Below are 17,594 nucleotides of genomic sequence, written 5' to 3' on the forward strand. Positions count from 1 at the left end.
GTGATTCCTCACGGGATGCCTGGCAGCCGATGGACTTCCTTTGTGGCCGACTCCGCGCATCGGCGGACCCTCCACGAAGACGGCAACGAAGCGCACCGCCTCCGCGTTGAGCACGACCGGAAGGCCGCTCCGGTCAGGGTGGACCGACGACGTGGGCCACGAGTGCAGTGATGCGGGTGCGGTCGCGCATGCTGTCGCCGGCGCGGGCCAGGCCGGCGGCGCCGGGGCGGCCGAAGTGCCGGCGCAGTACGGCCGCTGCCTGGGTGGCCGTGGGCCCGGTCGGCCAGGTGGCCGCGGTAATGCCGGCGGCGTACGCCGCCTCCAGCAGGCGCCACAGATCGACGGCGTCCCGCTCGGTGAAGCGACCGGCGTAGGCGTAGGCCTTCAGGCAGATCGCGGAGACCACGTCCGGCAGCATCAGGGCCGCCGTCACGTTGTGGCCCGAGGTGAGGGTCACCTCGACGGTGATCGGCGTGCCGTCACGGGCCAACGCCAGGTTCAGCCCCGGCACCTCGTCGACCACCAGCTCGCCGTGCGGTTGGTTGGGCAGAAGGCGGCCGACGTAGGACGGGGCCAGCACGTCGATGACGAGGTCCCAGCTCGGCGCCGTGCGTCCGGTGGTCGACCCCAGAGTGTGCGTGCGGAGGAACCTGTTGCCGGACTGCTGTCGGTACCCGCGCTCGCGCAGCGCGGCGAGCAGCCGCGGGTCGGCGACCACCGGGTACGCCGCGCCGAAGTCGGCGTCGGCGGTCTCGCGTGCCGGCACCATGTCACTGACGCCGTGCACGGCGACGAGCAGGGTGACGGCGTTGCCGCCGACGAGCCGGTAGGGCACGTCGAGCTCGCCGGCGATCACGGCCAGATCGGCCGCGGCGAGGAACGCCGCGTCGCTGGCCCGGCCGGCCGACACCAGGACCAGGCGGTGTGCCGTGCTCACCGTGACGCAGCGGCCGCCGCGCGGGCCTTCAGCACCGGCCGCAGCGCGGCGACGGCCTGGTCGACGTCGGTACCGGGGGCGCGGGCCACGTCCCAGAGCAGCTGGAGGGGGTCGGCCAGCGGCAAGTCGCCCTCGGCGGCGGTCGTGCCCGGCGCCGGCCACACGCCGGGATCGGCCGGCACGATCAGCTCAAGGGTGGCCTCCCCCGCACCCGACGGCGTCAACCCGGCCGCGGTCAGCTCATCGTGCACCGGTCGCCCGGACGGGTCGGCGTAGACGACGGCCCGGCCGGGTCGCCGCCAGGGCGCGAGCAGGTCGGCGGCGACGTCGCCGGACACCGCGGCCGGCATTCCGGCGGCGCTCAGAGCGGCAACGGCCCCTCGGGCCTGCTCGGGAACGCCCGACAGTCCGTACCAGTAGGTGGTGATGCCGCCGGGGCCCGGGTAGTTCGTCAGCCACCAGTCGACCAGCGCCTCCCAGTCCGCGGGGGCCCAGCGGGGCCGGCCGGCGTCGACGGTGCGCCGCACGAGTCCGTCGGCGACCAGCCCGGACAGCGCCTGGGACACCCGCGCCTGGGACACCGCGGCGGACCGGCCCAGGTCGACCTGGGTGGCCGGACCGGCGGTGAGCAGCCGGCGAACGACGGTGAGCGCACCCCACGGTCGCCTGCCGGGACGGCTCGGCGGCTGCCCCGCGTCCGGGCGGGGTAGGTCGGCGCTCAGTTCGATGGTCCGGTCCGGCAGCACGAATCCGTCCGGTGACCGCAGAGGTGCCGGTCGGGTCGGCCACGAGCACCGAGATGCCGGCCGCGGCGGCCGCATCCAGGGCTGCCGGACTGGCCGAGGGAACCACCAGCAGCAGTTCCCCCCGCGCCGGCGAACCGCGCAGCAGGTGGCTGCGGACATGGCTGGGCGACAGCGCGGTGGGCCGGCGTTCCACGGCCGCGGTGACGGCCACCGCGTCCCCCTCGTCGGCCACGAGCTCCACCTGGGCCGGCCCCGTGGGCCGAACGGTGACCCCGGACTCGAGCAGCGCCGCCCAGGCGTGCGTAGGTATAAGCATTAACAGCTCCCTCCTGATAATGCTTATAGCATGCCAGAGGGTTTGGCAGGTGACGCCTCTGGCGGGGCGCCCACCCATCCTTCCCAGACCATCGGTCAGCGCGGTAGCCGCCGCGCCGCTGTGCATCCCGGGAGTCGGCTGCGGCACCGACCAGGCGAGGGTACGGGCCTTGGGCGCCATGGCCGTCGTGAAGATCGAAGTGAGTGCAGCAGCTTGCTGCACTATCGGCTGGATCGATGCCGCCCACGACGAGGCCGATCCGTGCCGAGTCAAGCCTCAACGACGAGCCCCGATACGTTCTACCGGGGTAAGGAGACGGAGTGACGGGCGAAATCGAACTGGTCAGCGATGACGATGGTCTCGTGGTAGCCGGTGAGCGGTCAGCTGTCGAACGGTTCCTCGAGCACGCAGGCCTCCTGTCGAGCGCTGGTGAGCTGGAGCTAAGCAAGCTCACAACGCTGCTGAAGGCATCGGGAGAGGTCGCGAAGACTGCTTCCGACATCGCAGAGCAGTCGGCGCTCTACCTGAAGTTGACGCCCGAGTCGGCGAAACGGCTCAAGGACGCCGGCGGACTGATGAAGACCAAGACCGAGGGGATCAGCCACGCCATGCTCGGAGACCCGGGCAAGGTCAACAAGTGGCTTCAGGTTGAGGATGGCCCGGCCTCCCTGCTGACGAATCCAGCGGTGCTTTCGGGTCTTGGAGGGCTCCTGAGCCAGTTCGCTCAGCAGTCAGAGGCCCAAGAGCTCAAGACCCTGCTCGTGAAGATGGACGAGAAGCTCGACGATCTACTTCGCGCACAGCGAGACGCGGTGCTCGCGAAGATGAACCGCGCTGCCGCTGCGATCAAGGAAGCGATGACGATCCGAGCGCACGGCGGCGATCCAGAGACCCTGTGGGACAAGGTGAGTGGCGAGTCAGCAACGATCCTGGAGGTGCAGGAAACAGCGCTGAAGGCACTGGGCGCTCTCGCAGACAAGGTTGAAGGCAAGAGCAAGGTCGGGGACCTCAAGAGGGCAATACATGAGATAGAGCGCGAGGCTGCAATCCAGTTGTCGATCCTCGCGCGCTGCTTCGAGCTCCAAGATGAGTTCAGAGTGGTCGAGCTCGACCATGTGCTCACCACAGCGCCCCACACTCTCGACGGACATCGTCTGGGCGTCATGGAGGCGCGCAGGCAGCGGCGCGAGTCGGTGCTGGAACACACGCAACGACTCATGGAGCGGATGGATGCCGCAGGTGGCATCGCAAATGCGAACATCGTGCTCCACGCCAGAGCAGCCCGTTCCGTGGTCGAGTCCCTGAACGCCACGGCGGCTGTCATTGAGGACTTCCGCGTCCCACTCGGCATCCGAACGAACCGGCAAGCACTGCGAGCAATCACTTGGTCGGAGGCCGTTCGCGATCCAAAGCAGTTGAAAGTGGCAGGAGCAGAAGCCGGACAGAAGGCCGTAATGGTCGGCGGTGCCGTCGCCGTGACTGGTCTCGGGATAGTGGCCACCAAGCAGAAGCCCTCCGAATAGGTGGCCGAACGGTGAACCGGTGGCCAGACACGCACCGTCGCATGGCTCCACCTGGCGCCGGTCGCCTCGTCGTTCAGCCGACCACCGACGACAGAACTCCCGTACAGCTCCAGCGTCCGTCGGCGGTGCACTGCCACGCCGTCGAGGGGCCGACGACGAGGTGTCCGAGCATTGTGACGCCGACGACGGAACCGGCGGCGACCAGGCGCCGGGTGACCGCAGTGTCGTCGTCCCCGGGCGGCTGCTGGGTCAGGTGCGTATGCGCCAGGATGAACGCCTCCGCGCCCGAGGTGAGCACCGCCCGCAGCACGGTGCGCGGCCGGGCCGCCACGGAGTCGGGGGCGCCGAGGCCCACTACGACCGGCTCACCCCAGCTCCCAGCACTTCGCGGGACGACGCAGGCGATCTCGACGGGAAGCCCGTCGGTCATGCCGCGCACAAGGCTCTCGACGTGGGCGAGGTCCGACGGCAGCAGCACGATGGCGACCGTACGGTCAGGCGGTCAGGGGTCGATGCCGTCGAGCAATTCTGTGGACAACAGTCCCGCCACGGCACGCACCAGCTTCGCGTCCGCGGTCAGCAGAGGCAGGCCGCGTTGCAGCGCACGGTCGACCAGCAGGCCGTCGTAGAACGTGACCGGCCGTCGCGCGCACAGCAGCGCGACGCGCTCCTGTGTGTCGGCGTCCGTGCTGTGGATGTCGATACCGAGGTCGTCGAGCGACCGGACTGCCGCCACGTAGTCCGTCTCATCGAGTGCCCCTGCCTGCAGGCCGCGCTTCCGCAATACGTCGCCGAGCTCGACGCGCACCTGGTCGACGGTCTCCAGTGCGACCGTCCCGGCCAGGAAGTCGGCTTGCACCCGTAGCGCGTGCTCGTAGCCGATCTGCGCCACGTACCAGCGGACGAAGACACCCGTATCGACGACGTAGGCGTCAGGCACGCGGATCCTCTCTCAGCCGCCGGACCTCCGCCTCGATGTCAAACGGCAGGATGACCTCCCGCGCCTTCGCCATGGCCGCCAGGATCTCCTCCCGGCTGCGCCGCCGCGGCTCCGGCTGCGACCGGAGGTAGTCCTGCCGGCGCACCTCGGCCACCACCTCGACCAGGCCGGCGACCGAGCGCAGTCGAGGCGCATGGCGGTCGAACACGTTCTCGTCCACCCGGAGGTACGACCAGCGCACACCGGAAGCCGACGTGGCGTCGGCCGCCCAGCGCACGGCGCGCTCGTCCTTGCGGGGGACGTCGAGGTCGGCCAGGCCCTTGGCCTCAATCACCAGATGCTCGCCGGAGGTCAGGCGGACGACGAAGTCGGGGTAGTAGTACGCCAGCCGGCCGTTCTCGGCGCGGTACTCCAGGGAGAACCGGACCTCCCGAGCGAGCTTGGCGAAGGCGGCGACGTCCTCGGCCCGGTCGAACCAACCGCACAGCCGCACCTCCAGGCCGCTGTCGCACGGCTGGCCGGAGAACACCGAGCGCTGGGCCGACGCGACCTCCCCGCTCCACAGGAACGGCCGGGTCGCCGACAGCAGCAGCGGCTTCTCCCGCCCGGCCACCCGCTGAGTGACCAGCGTGGTCCGGTCGACGGCCTCCCGCAGGGCACCCAGGACGGTCTCCTGGACGGCGGGCTCGCGCAGCACCTGCAGCACCAGCGGATCGGTGATGTCCCACCGGCCCGCCAAAGACCCGCGTCTCGATGTACTCCTGCACGAGCGGAGCGAGCACGGCGAACTGTCCAGTCAACCGGGTGGCGTACTGCAGCACGTTGACGTACCAGGCGAGGACGGCGCCGGGATCATCCGCGGCGGGCAGCTCGTAGCGGGCCTGCTCGATCACCTCGCGGGTGAGCAGGTCGCGGCCGGTGTAGTCGACGGTTCCGCCGCGCAGGGTTTCGGGCAGGGAGAGCCGGCGCTCGGGGATGTCAGTGGCGCGCATTGCGGCCAGGTCGGCGGTGTTGCGGACCAGGGTGCGGGAGAGGCTGGGAATCTCGATGTCGGAGCCCAGCCGGTTGGGCTCGACGGCGATGACCACCGGCTCGGGGTGAACGTCGTCGGAACGGCGCCGCTCGATCTCCAGCCCCTCGTCGTCCATGGCCTTGTCCCAGAGGTCACGGAACGCCTCGTGCTCGATGACCACGACCTGCTCATCGACACCGGACCCGGGCGGGGTCATCCGGCGCAGGCCGCGGCCGAGTGTCTGCTCGGGCAGGATCGCCGACCTCGCCGTGTAGGCACGCAGCGGCACGATCACCGAGACGTTCCGGACGTCCCAGCCCTCGCGCAGCATGAGGACACTGACGATCGCGGAGTATGGGCTGTCGGGCCCATCCACTGCACGGGCGGCCTCTCGCGCGAGTTCGAGGTCGTCCCGGCGGATCTCACCCCGGGCGGATCCGGCCATGTTGACGTGGATGGTGAGCACCCTGCCCGCCAGGTCGGAGAGACTCTGCAGGTAGGCCGCGATCTGATCGGCAGCCTCGGTGTTCTCGGCCATGACGAACAACAGCGGCCGATGCCCGGCTGGTGCCAGCCGGTCGCGGAACTCGCGCCACTTGAGCACTCCGGCGCCGAGTTGCTGCCGATACCGCTCGGCCGCGTCATCACTGACTGCCTGCAGGTCGCCGGAGAGCTCACCGATCACGGGACGCTTGACGATGCCGTCCTCGATGGCCTGGGCCAGCGGATAGTCGGCGACGATCTCGGGGAACAGCTGGCCCTGCTGGTTGCGGGGGGTGGCCGAGAAGTCGAATTGGGCGCTGACGCCCGCCCCCCCGGCTTCTCGGGTCAGTTCGTGCAACCGGCGCAGGGTCTGCACGGCGACCAAGGGTTCACCGGTGTCGGACTTGACCTGGTCGTGCAGGTGGTGCGCCTCGTCATTGACGACGACGACGCGTCCACGACGGGACAACTGCAACAGCAGCGGATCGGGGGCGGAGAGCCGCGCAGGCGGCACCGGCCCGAGCAGTACGGAGATGGGGTTGGCGTCCGGGCTGGGACGGCGCTCGTACAGGGCCTGGACGTTGGTGAGGGCCAGGACGCCTGGGGCCTGCTGCGGGATGGGGTCGTCGCGCAGGCAGACCCGCAGGTCGAAGTCGGCCCGCCACTCCGGCGGTACCACGGGGTCGCCGCGGAAGATCGCGCCGCCCTCGAAGTCGGTCCGCAGCCTCTCGTACACGATCAGGTTCGGTGCGATCACCAGAGAGGTCGGAGCCACGTCGTCCGCCTCGTCGCGTAGCGCCCGGAAGTAGGCCCAGGCGATCGCCAGGCTCATCACCTTGGTCTTGCCCGAGCCGGTGGCAGCCTTCACCACATAGCGGGGGTAGGGCTGGGGCGCGACCGGCACCGGTGTGCGGGCGAACCGGCCGACCATGTCGGCCAGCGAGCGGGTGCGGGTGACCTCGTGCAGATAGATCAGCGTCTCGACGGCCTCACGCTGGGCGAAGTAGTAGCGAAACGGGTAGCCGTCGACGGTCTGGTGCTCATCGAGGAACCAGTGTTCGAGCAGTCGACGCGTGGTGTCGGTGACGCCGGGATAGTTCTCCGCCCGCCAGGCATCGACCTCGATGCGGACGCCGGCAACCAGCGGCGCGTGGCTCTCGCGTCGGCTGGTCGGGACGGCGAAGGGGTCGCTCACCTTCGTGACCTTGGAGCGGGCACGTCGGCGTGGACGGCGGTGGTTGTGTCGTTGCCGAAGATGTCGACGACCTTGACCAACACGGTGTGCCGGCCAGGCTCGTCGTACTCGTGGTGCGCAGTCAGGTCCAGGCGCCGGTCAGCTCGCGTGCGGTAGGACTGCCACTGGTTGCGGAAGGTGTCGGCGCTGTTGCCGTCGGAGCCGCCCTCGGCCCCGAAGGTGAAGTCGACCGCCCAGTAGTCCACGTAGTCGGCCCAGCCGGTGATCTTGTCGCGGACCGACGCCGGCACCAACTCGGGATTGGGTAGGACGAAGTCAACGAGCCGCACCTCGACGCTGGAGTTGCGCAGCGCGGTGTCGACCTTGACGTAGGCCAGCTCGTGAAACACCGCTTCGCCGCTGGCCACCACGCGCGGGTCCATCACCTCGCGGGGGATGCGGCGGAGCCGCAGGTCGACGCCGCGGTCGCGGGCCGTGTCCTGAACCAGCTCATGTAGGCCCATGTCGAACTCCCAGCCGAGCACGTCGACGGCGACGTATCCGGCGGCGCGAGCATCGTCGACCGCGTCGGTGATCTCCTCCATGGAGACCGGGGCGTCGACCGCCCCGACGTGCACCGCCCGCGAGCCGACGTTGCCGTGGACGTGGCTGAAGCCCTCGACGGGGACGGCTCCGTAGAGCTGGACGACGAAGTCGAGATAGGCGCGGACCACGTCGCCGGTGGTGGCCTGCTGCCACACCTGTCGCTCGTAGCGGCCGAGGTTGGCGACGGTGAACGGCGCACAGCCGGGGATGTCGAGCAGCCGCTTGCGGGTTGTGTGGACGGCGAACCGGCCGATGTCGACCGCGATCCACCGTCGCTTCAGCTTCTCGGCCACCGCGGGCGTCGTGCCCGAGCCCGCGAAGCAATCGAGTACGACCGAGCCCTCATCAGAAGACGACTTGATGATGCGCTCCAGCAACGCCTCGGGCTTCTGCGTGTCGTAGCCCAGGCGTTCCTGTGCCATCTGATTCATCCGCTTGATGTCGGTCCAAACATCGCCGACCGGCATGCCCTTCATTTCGTCCAGGTAGCGCTTGAGCATTGGGAACCCTGAACCACGCTTCGGCCAGTAGATTCGTTTTTCGGCATCCAATGTGTCGAGGTCTGCATAGGGGACACCCCAATGCCGCCCTTTGCTGGTTGGATCAAACTCCCGCCAAGCTTTGCCACTGTCTCCCCGCCGGACACCTGGAGCAGTGATGTCCCCTGGCCAGTACTTTCGGCCATCCCCATCGTCGTATCGGTAGTACTGATCGACGAAGTCCTGCTCGTAAGGCTCAAATTGCGGATGCCAGAGATGGGAATCGCTCTTGGAATAACACGCAATCACATCGTGCACCGGCCCAAAATCCTGCGTACTGGTGTGCGACGTGGTTCTCTTCCAAATAATCTCGGCGCGGAAATTGTCGGCGCCGAAGATCTCATCGAGCAGCACCCGGGCAAGGTGACTGACGTTCGGGGCGAGGTGCAGGAACAACGAGCCGCGGTCGCTGAGCAGCTCCCGGATCAGCACCAGCCGCTGGTACAGCATCTGCAGGTAGCTGTCGACCCCCTTGCCCCAGGTGTCGCGGTAGGCCTTCTCCTCGATGACCGAGGAGAGCTTGGCGAGGTCCTGGTCGGCCGCGGCGCCGCCGTCGCCGACGGCGATGCGCACCTTGTAGTCCTGCCGGGAGTCGAACGGCGGGTCGATGTAGACCAGGTCGACCTGCCCGGCCAGCTCGTCGGCCAGCGAGGCGAGCACGTGCAGGTTGTCGCCCCAGATCAGCCGGTTGCGCCAGCCGTCCCCGCCGTCGTCCCCACTGGACTCGAACAGCGTGCCTCGGTCGGCCCGGGGACTGTTGACCGTCTCCACGGTCTGCAGCGGCAGCCGCAGCCGCGGCACCTCCGCGCTCTTGCCGTCCCATTCCAGCCGGATCGCACCCATCGCGCGCGGCCCCCTCTCCTCGCCGTCCACCATCCTGCCCTACGGAACGACACGGTCCGCTCACGTGCCGCCCGCCCGCGTCGCATACCGTGGCCCGCCGTGCGCAGACCGCTCACGTGGGACGATGCGGGCCGTGGTCGGACTCGCGCACCATCGGATTGCTGCGCGGGCGACGGCGCGCGCGCGAGGCCCACGACATGCCACTGGACGACTACGACCGCATGGCGGTGCCGCCGTTCGGGTGAGGGGTGCAGGGCTACGCGGTGATCCGCCTGGCGCCCCGCACGCCGCGCTCGTTCTCGCCGGGCTCGACGCCGGGCACGGTGCATCGCCCACTGGACGGGAACAGCCGGGCGCTGATCGCGCCAGCCGAAGGAAACTCGTCGCCGTACTCGTCGCTGCGGTGCGCCCGGATTTCTCTCACGGTCAGAAACGCACCCTCGGGCAGCCCGGCGAAGGCCGAGACGATATGCGCGCCGATGTCGCGGCGGGTCGCCTCCGACCGTGGTGCGGGGTCGAAGTACATGTCGTCCGCCTGCGGCGCGGCGGATGACCCTGTAGATGACCTCAGCCACGTCGAGCAGGGCGACGAGCCGGTCGCGCATGCGCGACCGGCGCTGGTTGTAGAAGTCGGCGAAGCCGGTGATCTCCTCCGGGACGTCGCCGAGGTCGTTGCGGGTGACGTAGCCGGCGCGGGCGTCCGCGTTGGGATACGCCTCAGCCATCCACGCCCCTGGGAGCTTGGCCCGCTTGTCGACGTTCTCAGCGCCCTCCAGCAGCTGCAGGTTGGCCAGCCGGTTGGCCTGCTCTGACAGCAGGGCGACCTCTCCGCTGTAGCCGGCAGCGCGAAGACGGGCGGGGGTGAACTTGCTCTTCGGGAACACGTGGTCGATGTGGAACGCCCCCCGCACGTCAACGCCGGGATAGAGCAGCGCGAGCAGCGGATAGGCCCGGGGGCCGTAGCGGGTGTCGAGCAAATCCTCGATCTGCGCCGGATCGAAGCGCAGCGATTTGCCCTGCCGGCCCATCTCCCGTTCCAGCGCGACCCGCGGGAACCCGTGCCGGGCCTCGGCGTCGAGCACCGCGCGCAACCCGCTCAGCAGCGTGTCCAACCCGCTTCCCCACACCCCGCTCTGGATCAGCGACCGCATGAGCCAGGTGCGCATTTCCTCGCGATCGTCGGCGTACTGGGCGGCGGTGAGATAGCTCTCGCTGAGCCCCCGCAGATGGAGGTAGTGCGCCACCGGGATGAGCACGCTGCCGGCCTGCAGAGTCGCGGAAGAGAACCCGAAGGTGCTCAGGGTCAGCGCCGCCAGCCGCAGCGCCCTGTCGATGTCGTCCCAGGCGTCCTCCATCTCGCGCATGGTCTGCCGGTCGAAGTTGCCGACCTTCGACCGGATGTCTCCGCGGCCTAGCAGCACCAGTCCGGCCTTGAGTACGAGATCCTTAGTGAACGCGAAGCCCTGACCGGTCTCGTTGAGGTCGTCGACCAGCTGGTGGATCACCTCGCGGGCGTCACGGTCCCGCCACTGGGCGGTTGCGACGCTCAACAGCAGGTCACTGGAGCTGAGCGCCACCGCCTTGCTGTTGACCCGGATGAAGATGTTCAGCACCTTCTCCAGATCCTGTTCCATCTCCTCGAAGTAGTTGAGCGAGGCCTCTTTGTGCACGGCCTCGTACAGCCGCAGCAACGTTCGGCCGGAGGCGATGCCCAGCGAGTTCTGCTCGGCGTAGCTCAGCGCGTCGAAACTGTCCTTGAACGTGCGGATCGTCGCCACCTCGAACCAGAACTGGCCGGACCGGTCGGCCGCCTCGGCCGGGGTGAGGAAGCGGAATCGGTAGCGCTGGTCCAGGTCGTTGTCCTCGGCGACGAAGAGCAGGTCCAGGTACAGCTTCTTGACCGGGTAGGCATTCGGGTTCCCGGCCCACAGCCGGGGCAGCTTCTCCGCGTGTGAGCCGCGCAGGCCGATGTTCAGCGCGGTGAGCCGCTGCTGCCCGTCCAGCACGGCGGTGACCGACCGGCCCTTCTCCACATCGAGCACCGGGCAGTGTGGGGCGTTGCGCTGGTGATAGGTCTGCACGAAGTCGTAGAAGGTCAGCGATCCGACCGTGTCTCCGTCCACGTGCCAGAACAGCAGCGAACCGACCGGGTAGCCGCGCATCAGGCTGTCGAAGAGCGTGCAGATCCGCTCCGGGCCCCAGACGAACTCCCGCTGGATGGCCGGCAGCACGAACTCGTGCCGGTGCATCTTCTCTAGCGCTTCAGCGATGGTGATCGGCGTCTTGAACGGCATACTGATCTCCCGGGATCAATCGGCTGGGCGCAGCGTTCGATGCTGGCCGCCGCGTTCTCGGTGATCCTGCCGCATGGAGCACGCGTGGCCGCGCGACACGGCCTGACCCTGCCGAAGCTCCCAGCGAACCGAAGATCACCCTGCCGCGACTTCGGGACCTGCTTGGGCAGCCAGACACCAGACCAGAGCGGGGCGTCTCGTATGGCTTCCGGTGAGCGGTCAGGACAGCGGGATCACCGTGGCGTTGATGATGCGGGTGCGGGCGTCGATGGCGTGACCGTCGCAGAGGTCGAGCCAATCGCCATCGGCGTCGACGACGCGGTGGGTGACCGGTTCGGCGCACGGCTCGCCGAGTCGGTCGTGGAACCACCGGCGGAGGCAGCCGGGGGCGGTGCACCAGCAGCGCCCCGCGGTGGACCGCAGCGTCGCGCCGTGCTCGGGGCAGACGCCCCACGGCACCGAGCAGGCGTCGGTCCGCCGGGCGGCCAGTCGGATGAGCTCGTCGGCGGTGTCCAGCAGGTCTTCGGCAGCGCTGTGCGGACCTCCGGCGGCGAGGTCCAGCCGCCAGCCAGCGCGCCGCCGAGCCGGGTCGGGGTCGGTGTCGCGCGCGAGGTCGGCTTCGCGGAGCTGGAAGTACAGGTCGCCGGCCGCGGCGGCCAGTTGCCGCGCCTGGGCGGGTGTCATCCACGGGCCGCGAGTGGTCTCGTCGCGCGCGCTGCTGGTTGCGTCGTTCATCGAGTGTCCTCTCGGGGCCGGTCGCGGAGCGGTGCAGGTGTCATCGCGGTGACAGTGGGCGGTCGCGGTGTCGCCGGAGCGCTTCGTCCCGTGGCCTGTGGACGGCTCGTTCGCCGTCCACAGCCCTCCTGGACGACGCCGACCTTCCTCGCGGACCCGGGCGACGTCTGACGCTCCTGGCCGCATCCCACAACCCGCCTCCCGCCGGCCGGCGCAGGTCGGGGCAAGGGTGGGCCGCAGGCCCATCGCGCAGCGACGCGCAGCGCCCTTGCGGCGACCAAGGCGGCCGGCATCCTGCTCGGGGTGGGAAGCGGCCGACCCGCGGCTGCACACCCCCGGCCGCTGGTCGGTCATCCGACCGGGCCGCCGGCCGAGCGACCGGTAGGCAGCGCCGCCACGGTCGCTGCCGGGCGACGCGACGATGCCTCGGCGGCACGCGCCGCGTCCATCGCGTCGGCGACTTCGTCGAGCTGGTCGTTCAGCAGATGGCCGTACAGGTCCAGGGTCATCGTCGCCGACTGGTGGCCGAGCATGGTCTGCACACCACCTTGACGTTCGCACCGCTGGCGATGGCCAGCGAGGCGGCGGTGTGCCGGAGCGCGTGCGGGGTGAGCCCGTCCAGGCCGGCGGCGCGGACGGCGGGGTCGAAGCTCATCCGGCGGAAGTTGCGCAGGTGCAGCACGCCGCCCTTCTCCGCGGCGAAGACGAAGTCGCCGGGCAGCTTGTCCGCGACGTGGGCGGCGAGCTCCTCGGCCAGGAACCGCGGAATGGGCACCTGTCGGCGCTGGTGAGTCTTCGGCGTGCCGAAGACCGCGCGGCCGTTGACGTCGGCGACCGCCTCGGCGATCAGCGCTCGTCGGCGCAGCAGGTTGAGGTTGCGGACCCGCAGGGCCGCCATCTCGCCGTAGCGCACGCCGGTGTAGGCCAGAAACAGGATGGCGAGCCGGTCCCGGCCGGCGGCCGCGGCCAGGTCGTCGACCTGCGCGTAGGTGAGGAAGATCTGCTCGCCGCGCACCCTCCGCGGGAGCGGCACGCCGACCGCCGGGTTGCGGGCCAGCCGGCCGTCGCGCACCGCCAGGCCCAGGATCAGCGACAGCACCCGGTGGGCGTGGCGCACGGTGGAGGCGCTCTTGCCCGACCGGGAGAGCTGGGTCACCCAGGCGGCGACGCCCTGGTGGGTAATGTCGCCGAGCCGCACCGGCCCCCAGGTCGGCAGGATGTGCACCCGCAGCGAGACCTCGTAGCAGCGGTGGGTCGTCGGCTTGAGGTCGACCTTGCTGTCCAGCCACTGGCCGGCCCACTCGGCGACGGTGACCCGGGTTCGCTTGGGGTCGACGTAGGCGCCGGTGAGCACCGAGGTGGTGACCGAGTCCAGCCACGCCTGGGCGTCGGCCTTCTTCTCGAAGTGCCGCGCGTGCTCCTTGCCCGCCGCGTCGCGGTAGCGCGGGCGCCAGCGCCCGTTGGGCCGCCGCGCGATGCTGGTCACCGGTCAGCCCGCCCGCCGGCGCAGCTGGCGTCGAGCCGCCGACTCCTGCACCGCGCAGCGCGGGAAAGAAGTGCAGCTGTCCGCGGAGAGTCCGCAACAGAGCCGTCTCCAGCCATTTTCAGCCGACGCCCACCAATTGATGTCAACATTCTCGTCATCACCTCGCGGCACACGTTACCGCAGGTCAGCGACGTATAACATCCTCCTGAGCAGCGACGATGCAGCGTCCGGAATGGAGAAGAAATGGGCCGGAATAGCGGCTCTTAATCAGCGGGTTCGGGGTTCGAGTCCCTGATGGCGCACCACCCGGAGCGGCCCGGTCCTCGCGAGGACCGGGCCGCTCCGTCGTTCGCGGCCGCCTCACTCCGCGGACGCGTTCCGGACGATGCGGGCGCGATCGCGGGCGCACCGTCGGCAATCCGCGCGCAGAGTCACCCGGGCGGGGCCGGCTCCGAGGTGAGCTTCCGCCAGATCCAGCTCGAGGGCACCCGCCGCCCGCTGACGACGTACTCCAGCACCGACTCGACGAACAGCGCCGTGCCCAGCGCCCGGCGCGCGGAGGGCCGGCCGGCGAGCAGCAGCTCGTCCCCCGCCCGGAGCACGAAGTCGTCGTCGGGGGCGAGCGTGGACTCGCCGTCCCGCAGCACGACCAGCGTCACCGCCGACAGCGGCTCGTCCCGGTTCTCCGGGTTGCGCAGCAGGTCGCCCAGACGCAGCGACCCGCCGGCCAGCCGCTGCTCCAGCGCAGGCGCCTCCCGCCGGGTCAGCCGCACCTTCCACATCGCCTGCAGCCGGGTGCCGCACACGGCGGTGAGCCGGTCGACCACCCCGGCCGCCCACGCGTCCCCGCGCTCGGGCATCTCGCGCACGAACCGCCACAGCAGCGGAGTCGACAGCTGCGCGTACACCTCGTGCGCGATCAGCTCGCTGGGCACCAGCAGGGCGTCGATGTCCATGGCCGCGAACAGCGGCGCGCTGGCCGGGCGGTTCTGCCGGGCGACGAGGAACAGCGACGGCCGGCTCCGGCGAGCCGCGGCGACCAGCGACAGGTTGGTCGTGTCGTTGTCGGTGCCCGCGACCAGGCCGACGGCGCGGTCCAGGTCCTCCTGCGCGAGCACCCACGGATCGGTGCCGTCCCCTACCCGCAGCCCGGGCGTGCCGTCGTCCTCCGGGGCGGGGTCGACGATGGAGACCTCCAGCCCCTCGGCGCGCAGGTCCGCGGAGAGCTCGCGGCCCAGCCGGCCGTAGCCGCAGATGACCCACCGCCCGTCCCGCGGCGGTGAACCCCGGGCCGGCAGCTCCCCGCCCGGACCGCTCTCCAGCCAGGTGAGCAGCTGGTAGGACGACGGCGCCCGCAGCGCCAGCCGCAGGTGGTCCCCGAACCGGTCGAACGGGTTGACCAGGCTCGGGCTGCCGAAGGCGTCCATCCGCTCGGCGAGCGCGCGGGAGGTCACCCGGGCGATGACCGGGAGCTCCGGCCGGAGCAGCGCCGCGGCCATCACGATCGTCAGGTTGGCCTCCTCGTCGTCGGTGAGCGCGACGACCGCCTCGCACGACGGGTGGTCCAACCCTGCGACGGCGAGGTGCCCCGGGTCGCGGGCGTCGGCGGTCAGCCCGGGCACGTCGGCGTGGTACGAGTCGAGCTCCAGGCCGTCGATCCGTTCGCCGTCGTGGTCGAGGACGACGATCCGCCGGCCGAGCCGGTCCAGCGAATGCCCGAGCAGCTCGCCGGTCCGCCCGTAGCCGGCCACCAGCACGAAGGGCTCGCGCAGCCGCGAGACCTTGCGGCTGAAGTGCTGCAGCGACAGCGCCGACCGGAACGCCCGGTCCTGCAGCAGCGCCAGCAGCGAGCCGACGGCGTAGGCCCAGCCGATCACCGTCAGGTAGATCGAGATGGTCACCCACATCCGCTGGTTGTAGGTGAACGGGTCCGGCAGCTCCCCGAAGCCGATGGTCGAGGCGGTGTAGCTCATGAAGTAGAAGGCGTCGAAGAACCCCATGCGGGTCGGCCGGCCGTCGACGTCCTGCCCCGGGATCACGGTCAGCCCGAGCACGCTCACGGCGAAGATGACGATCAGCACGATCAGCGGCGCCCGCATGCGGCGCAGGACCAGGAAGATCGTGGCCTCGGCCTGCGCGGACGAGGCGGCGGCGACGCGCAGGGTCGCCCGGCGGGCGCGCCGGTCCTCGTCGTCGGGGTCGAAGAGGTTCTTCCAGAAGGTGAGCAGCGGGTTGCCCATGACGGCCTCCGGTCAGCCGCGGTGGAAGGAGACCGTCTCCACCACGAGCAGCACCACCGACACCACGTTCGCCAGCAGCGCCCCGGCCGACAGCGACACCACGCTGGCCGTCCAGCCGGCGTCCATCCCGGCGCTGGACACGTACTCGGCGTAGCCGTAGGCCAGCGAGGCGGTGACCAGTTGGAGCACCGCGACGAGGCTGGTCGCCAGGTGGACGGCGCCGATCTGGGTGCGGTCGCCGAACTTGAGCACGGTCGCGATCAGGTTGACCACGACGGCGGCGAACAGTTCGTAGGGGTTGTGCAGCGTCGGATCGGAGATGTCGCCGATGAAGAACCCGAAGTTCAGCGTCGCGGCGAGCACGACGAAGAACCCGAACACCACCTTCTCGAGATTCACCCCGGCCTCCCCGCCGTCGCAGCCCCGCGCCCTGATGGTGCTGGTCGGCGGCCCGGTCCGCCCGTCGAGACCGGGCGGACGGCCGCGAGCGGGTCCTCGGCGGCCGGATCTCCGTAGGGTCGCCGGCGTGACCTGGAAGCGGGCGGCGTTCGTCCTGTTCGCCGTGGCCGCGGGCACCAACGTCCCGACGCCGCTGCTGCTCGTCTACCAGGAGCGCCTCGCCCTCTCCCCCGAGGTGCTCACCACGCTGTTCGGCGTCTACGCCGCCGGTCTGGTCCCCGCGCTGCTCGTCGCCGGGCCGCTGTCGGACCGGCTGGGCCGCCGGCGGGTCGCCGTCCCCGGCGTCGTGCTCTCCGCGCTCGCCTCCCTGGCCTTCGCCGCCGCCGGCGACGCCCTGGCGCTGCTCTTCCTCGCCCGCTTCGCGCAGGGGGTCGTCAGCGGGATCGTCTTCAGCGTGGGCAGCGCCTGGGTCGGCGAGCTCTCGCTCGCCTCCGGCGCGGGTGCGGGCGGCCGGCGCGCGGCCTTCGCCATGACGGCCGGCTTCTCCCTGGGCCCGCTGACCAGCGGCCTGCTCGGCCAGTACGCGCCGGCACCCACGGTGCTGCCCTACCTCGTGCACGTGGCCCTGGTCGGTGTCGCCCTCGTCCTCGCCGTGCGGCTGCCCGAGACGGTCGACCTCACCCGGCCGCTGGCCGCCGGCGCGGACGCGTCGCCCGGTGCCCCGCTGATCCGCCCGGGCGACGGGCTGCTGGTGCTTACCGTCCTGGCACCGGTCGCGGTGTGCGTCTACGCCTTCCCCAGCTCGATCATCAGCGCCGTCCCGCTCCTGGTGGACCTGCCCTACGGCGGGGTGGCGGTGACCGGTCTCCTGGCCGGGGTGACCCTCGGGGCCGGCACGCTGGTGGCCGGTCTGCAGCGGCGGTTCCTGGCCTGGACCGCCGTCGTCGGTGCGGGGCTGGGCGCCCTCGGCTTCGCCGCCGCCGCGCTCTTCGCGACGACGGAGGCCGTGGGCTGGCTCGTCCTCGCGGCTCCCCTGCTGGGCGCCGGCGGCGGGCTGTGCCTGGCCGCGGGGCTCACGCTCACCGCCCGGCTGGCCGCGCCGGCGCGGCTCGGTGCGTTGAACTCGCTGTTCCTGGCGTGCGCCTACCTCGGGTTCGCCGCTCCCTTCGCGATGGCCGTGGCCGCCCGCGCCTCCTCGGCGCCCGTGCCGCTGGCGGCGGCCGCCGTCCTCACCGCGTCGCTGGTGTTGCGCCTGGTGCCGGTCGCGCGGTCCGGCCGGCTGTGACCCGGCGCCCCTGCGGTCAGAGGCGCCGGGTGCCCG

15 protein-coding genes are annotated in these 17,594 nt (G+C 70.7%); 2 read left to right on the forward strand and 13 right to left on the reverse strand.

All coding sequences use genetic code 11. From position 1 onward, the window contains the following. Nucleotides 1–133: 133 nt before the first annotated feature. Nucleotides 134–937, reverse strand: a complete 804-nt coding sequence (locus JKP76_RS19085) for a hypothetical protein (protein WP_200492344.1) — start codon at nt 935–937, stop codon at nt 134–136. Then, nucleotides 934–1,683, reverse strand: coding sequence for a helix-turn-helix domain-containing protein (locus JKP76_RS19090; RefSeq protein WP_200492346.1), 750 nt, complete (start codon nt 1,681–1,683; stop codon nt 934–936). The genes JKP76_RS19085 and JKP76_RS19090 overlap by 4 nt, the downstream gene beginning before the upstream one ends. Nucleotides 1,684–2,319: 636 nt before the next feature. Between JKP76_RS19090 and JKP76_RS19095 the strand changes: the two genes are divergently transcribed. Further along, nucleotides 2,320–3,522, forward strand: a complete 1,203-nt coding sequence (locus tag JKP76_RS19095) for a hypothetical protein (protein WP_200492348.1) — start codon at nt 2,320–2,322, stop codon at nt 3,520–3,522. 73 nt (nt 3,523–3,595) lie between these two features. Here JKP76_RS19095 and JKP76_RS19100 read toward each other — a convergent pair whose 3' ends face one another. From JKP76_RS19100 to JKP76_RS19140, 11 genes are all read right to left on the reverse strand, one after another. Continuing rightward, the gene (locus JKP76_RS19100; protein WP_200492349.1) at nt 3,596–4,000 is read right to left on the reverse strand and encodes a JAB domain-containing protein; all 405 of its coding nucleotides are present in this window, start codon (nt 3,998–4,000) and stop codon (nt 3,596–3,598) included. A 24-nt stretch (nt 4,001–4,024) separates the two neighbouring features. After that, nucleotides 4,025–4,462, reverse strand: coding sequence for a type II toxin-antitoxin system VapC family toxin (locus JKP76_RS19105; RefSeq protein ID WP_200492350.1), 438 nt, complete (start codon nt 4,460–4,462; stop codon nt 4,025–4,027). Then, nucleotides 4,455–4,796, reverse strand: a complete 342-nt coding sequence (locus JKP76_RS19110) for a hypothetical protein (protein ID WP_200492351.1) — start codon at nt 4,794–4,796, stop codon at nt 4,455–4,457. The genes JKP76_RS19105 and JKP76_RS19110 overlap by 8 nt, the downstream gene beginning before the upstream one ends. Beyond that, nucleotides 4,789–7,152: a DEAD/DEAH box helicase family protein gene (locus JKP76_RS19115; protein WP_200492352.1), complete on the reverse strand. Its 2,364-nt coding sequence runs from the start codon at nt 7,150–7,152 to the stop codon at nt 4,789–4,791. The genes JKP76_RS19110 and JKP76_RS19115 overlap by 8 nt, the downstream gene beginning before the upstream one ends. After that, nucleotides 7,149–9,047: a site-specific DNA-methyltransferase gene (locus tag JKP76_RS21870; RefSeq protein ID WP_309233078.1), complete on the reverse strand. Its 1,899-nt coding sequence runs from the start codon at nt 9,045–9,047 to the stop codon at nt 7,149–7,151. Before JKP76_RS21870 ends, JKP76_RS19115 begins: the two co-directional genes overlap by 4 nt. Beyond that, a complete protein-coding gene (locus JKP76_RS19120; protein ID WP_200492353.1) occupies nt 8,957–11,413 on the reverse strand; it encodes a DUF262 domain-containing protein in 2,457 nt (818 codons plus the stop codon). Before JKP76_RS19120 ends, JKP76_RS21870 begins: the two co-directional genes overlap by 91 nt. Before the next feature lie 219 nt (nt 11,414–11,632). After that, entirely contained in the window at nt 11,633–12,148 is a 516-nt protein-coding gene (locus JKP76_RS19125; protein WP_200492354.1) for a hypothetical protein, read from the reverse strand. Between the two features lie 350 nt (nt 12,149–12,498). After that, complete coding sequence (locus JKP76_RS21875) at nt 12,499–12,690, reverse strand: hypothetical protein (protein ID WP_242472022.1); 192 nt, start codon at nt 12,688–12,690, stop codon at nt 12,499–12,501. Further along, the gene (locus JKP76_RS23680) at nt 12,654–13,634 is read right to left on the reverse strand and encodes a tyrosine-type recombinase/integrase (protein ID WP_309233060.1); all 981 of its coding nucleotides are present in this window, start codon (nt 13,632–13,634) and stop codon (nt 12,654–12,656) included. Before JKP76_RS23680 ends, JKP76_RS21875 begins: the two co-directional genes overlap by 37 nt. Nucleotides 13,635–14,065: 431 nt before the next feature. Then, nucleotides 14,066–15,874: a TrkA family potassium uptake protein gene (locus JKP76_RS23070; protein ID WP_200492356.1), complete on the reverse strand. Its 1,809-nt coding sequence runs from the start codon at nt 15,872–15,874 to the stop codon at nt 14,066–14,068. A 12-nt stretch (nt 15,875–15,886) separates the two neighbouring features. Continuing rightward, nucleotides 15,887–16,273 carry a DUF6394 family protein gene (locus JKP76_RS19140; RefSeq protein WP_200492358.1) on the reverse strand — a complete coding sequence of 129 codons (387 nt, stop codon included), beginning with the start codon at nt 16,271–16,273 and terminating at the stop codon, nt 15,887–15,889. Nucleotides 16,274–16,400: 127 nt separating this feature from the next. Here JKP76_RS19140 and JKP76_RS19145 point away from each other — a divergent pair, with 127 nt between their 5' ends. After that, nucleotides 16,401–17,558 (forward strand): MFS transporter, encoded by a 1,158-nt coding sequence (locus JKP76_RS19145; RefSeq protein ID WP_200492360.1) that lies wholly within the window; start codon nt 16,401–16,403, stop codon nt 17,556–17,558. Nucleotides 17,559–17,594: the final 36 nt, after the last annotated feature.

It is taken from the genome of Blastococcus sp. TML/C7B, from assembly GCF_016612845.1.
Taxonomy (GTDB): Bacteria; Actinomycetota; Actinomycetes; order Mycobacteriales; family Geodermatophilaceae; genus Blastococcus.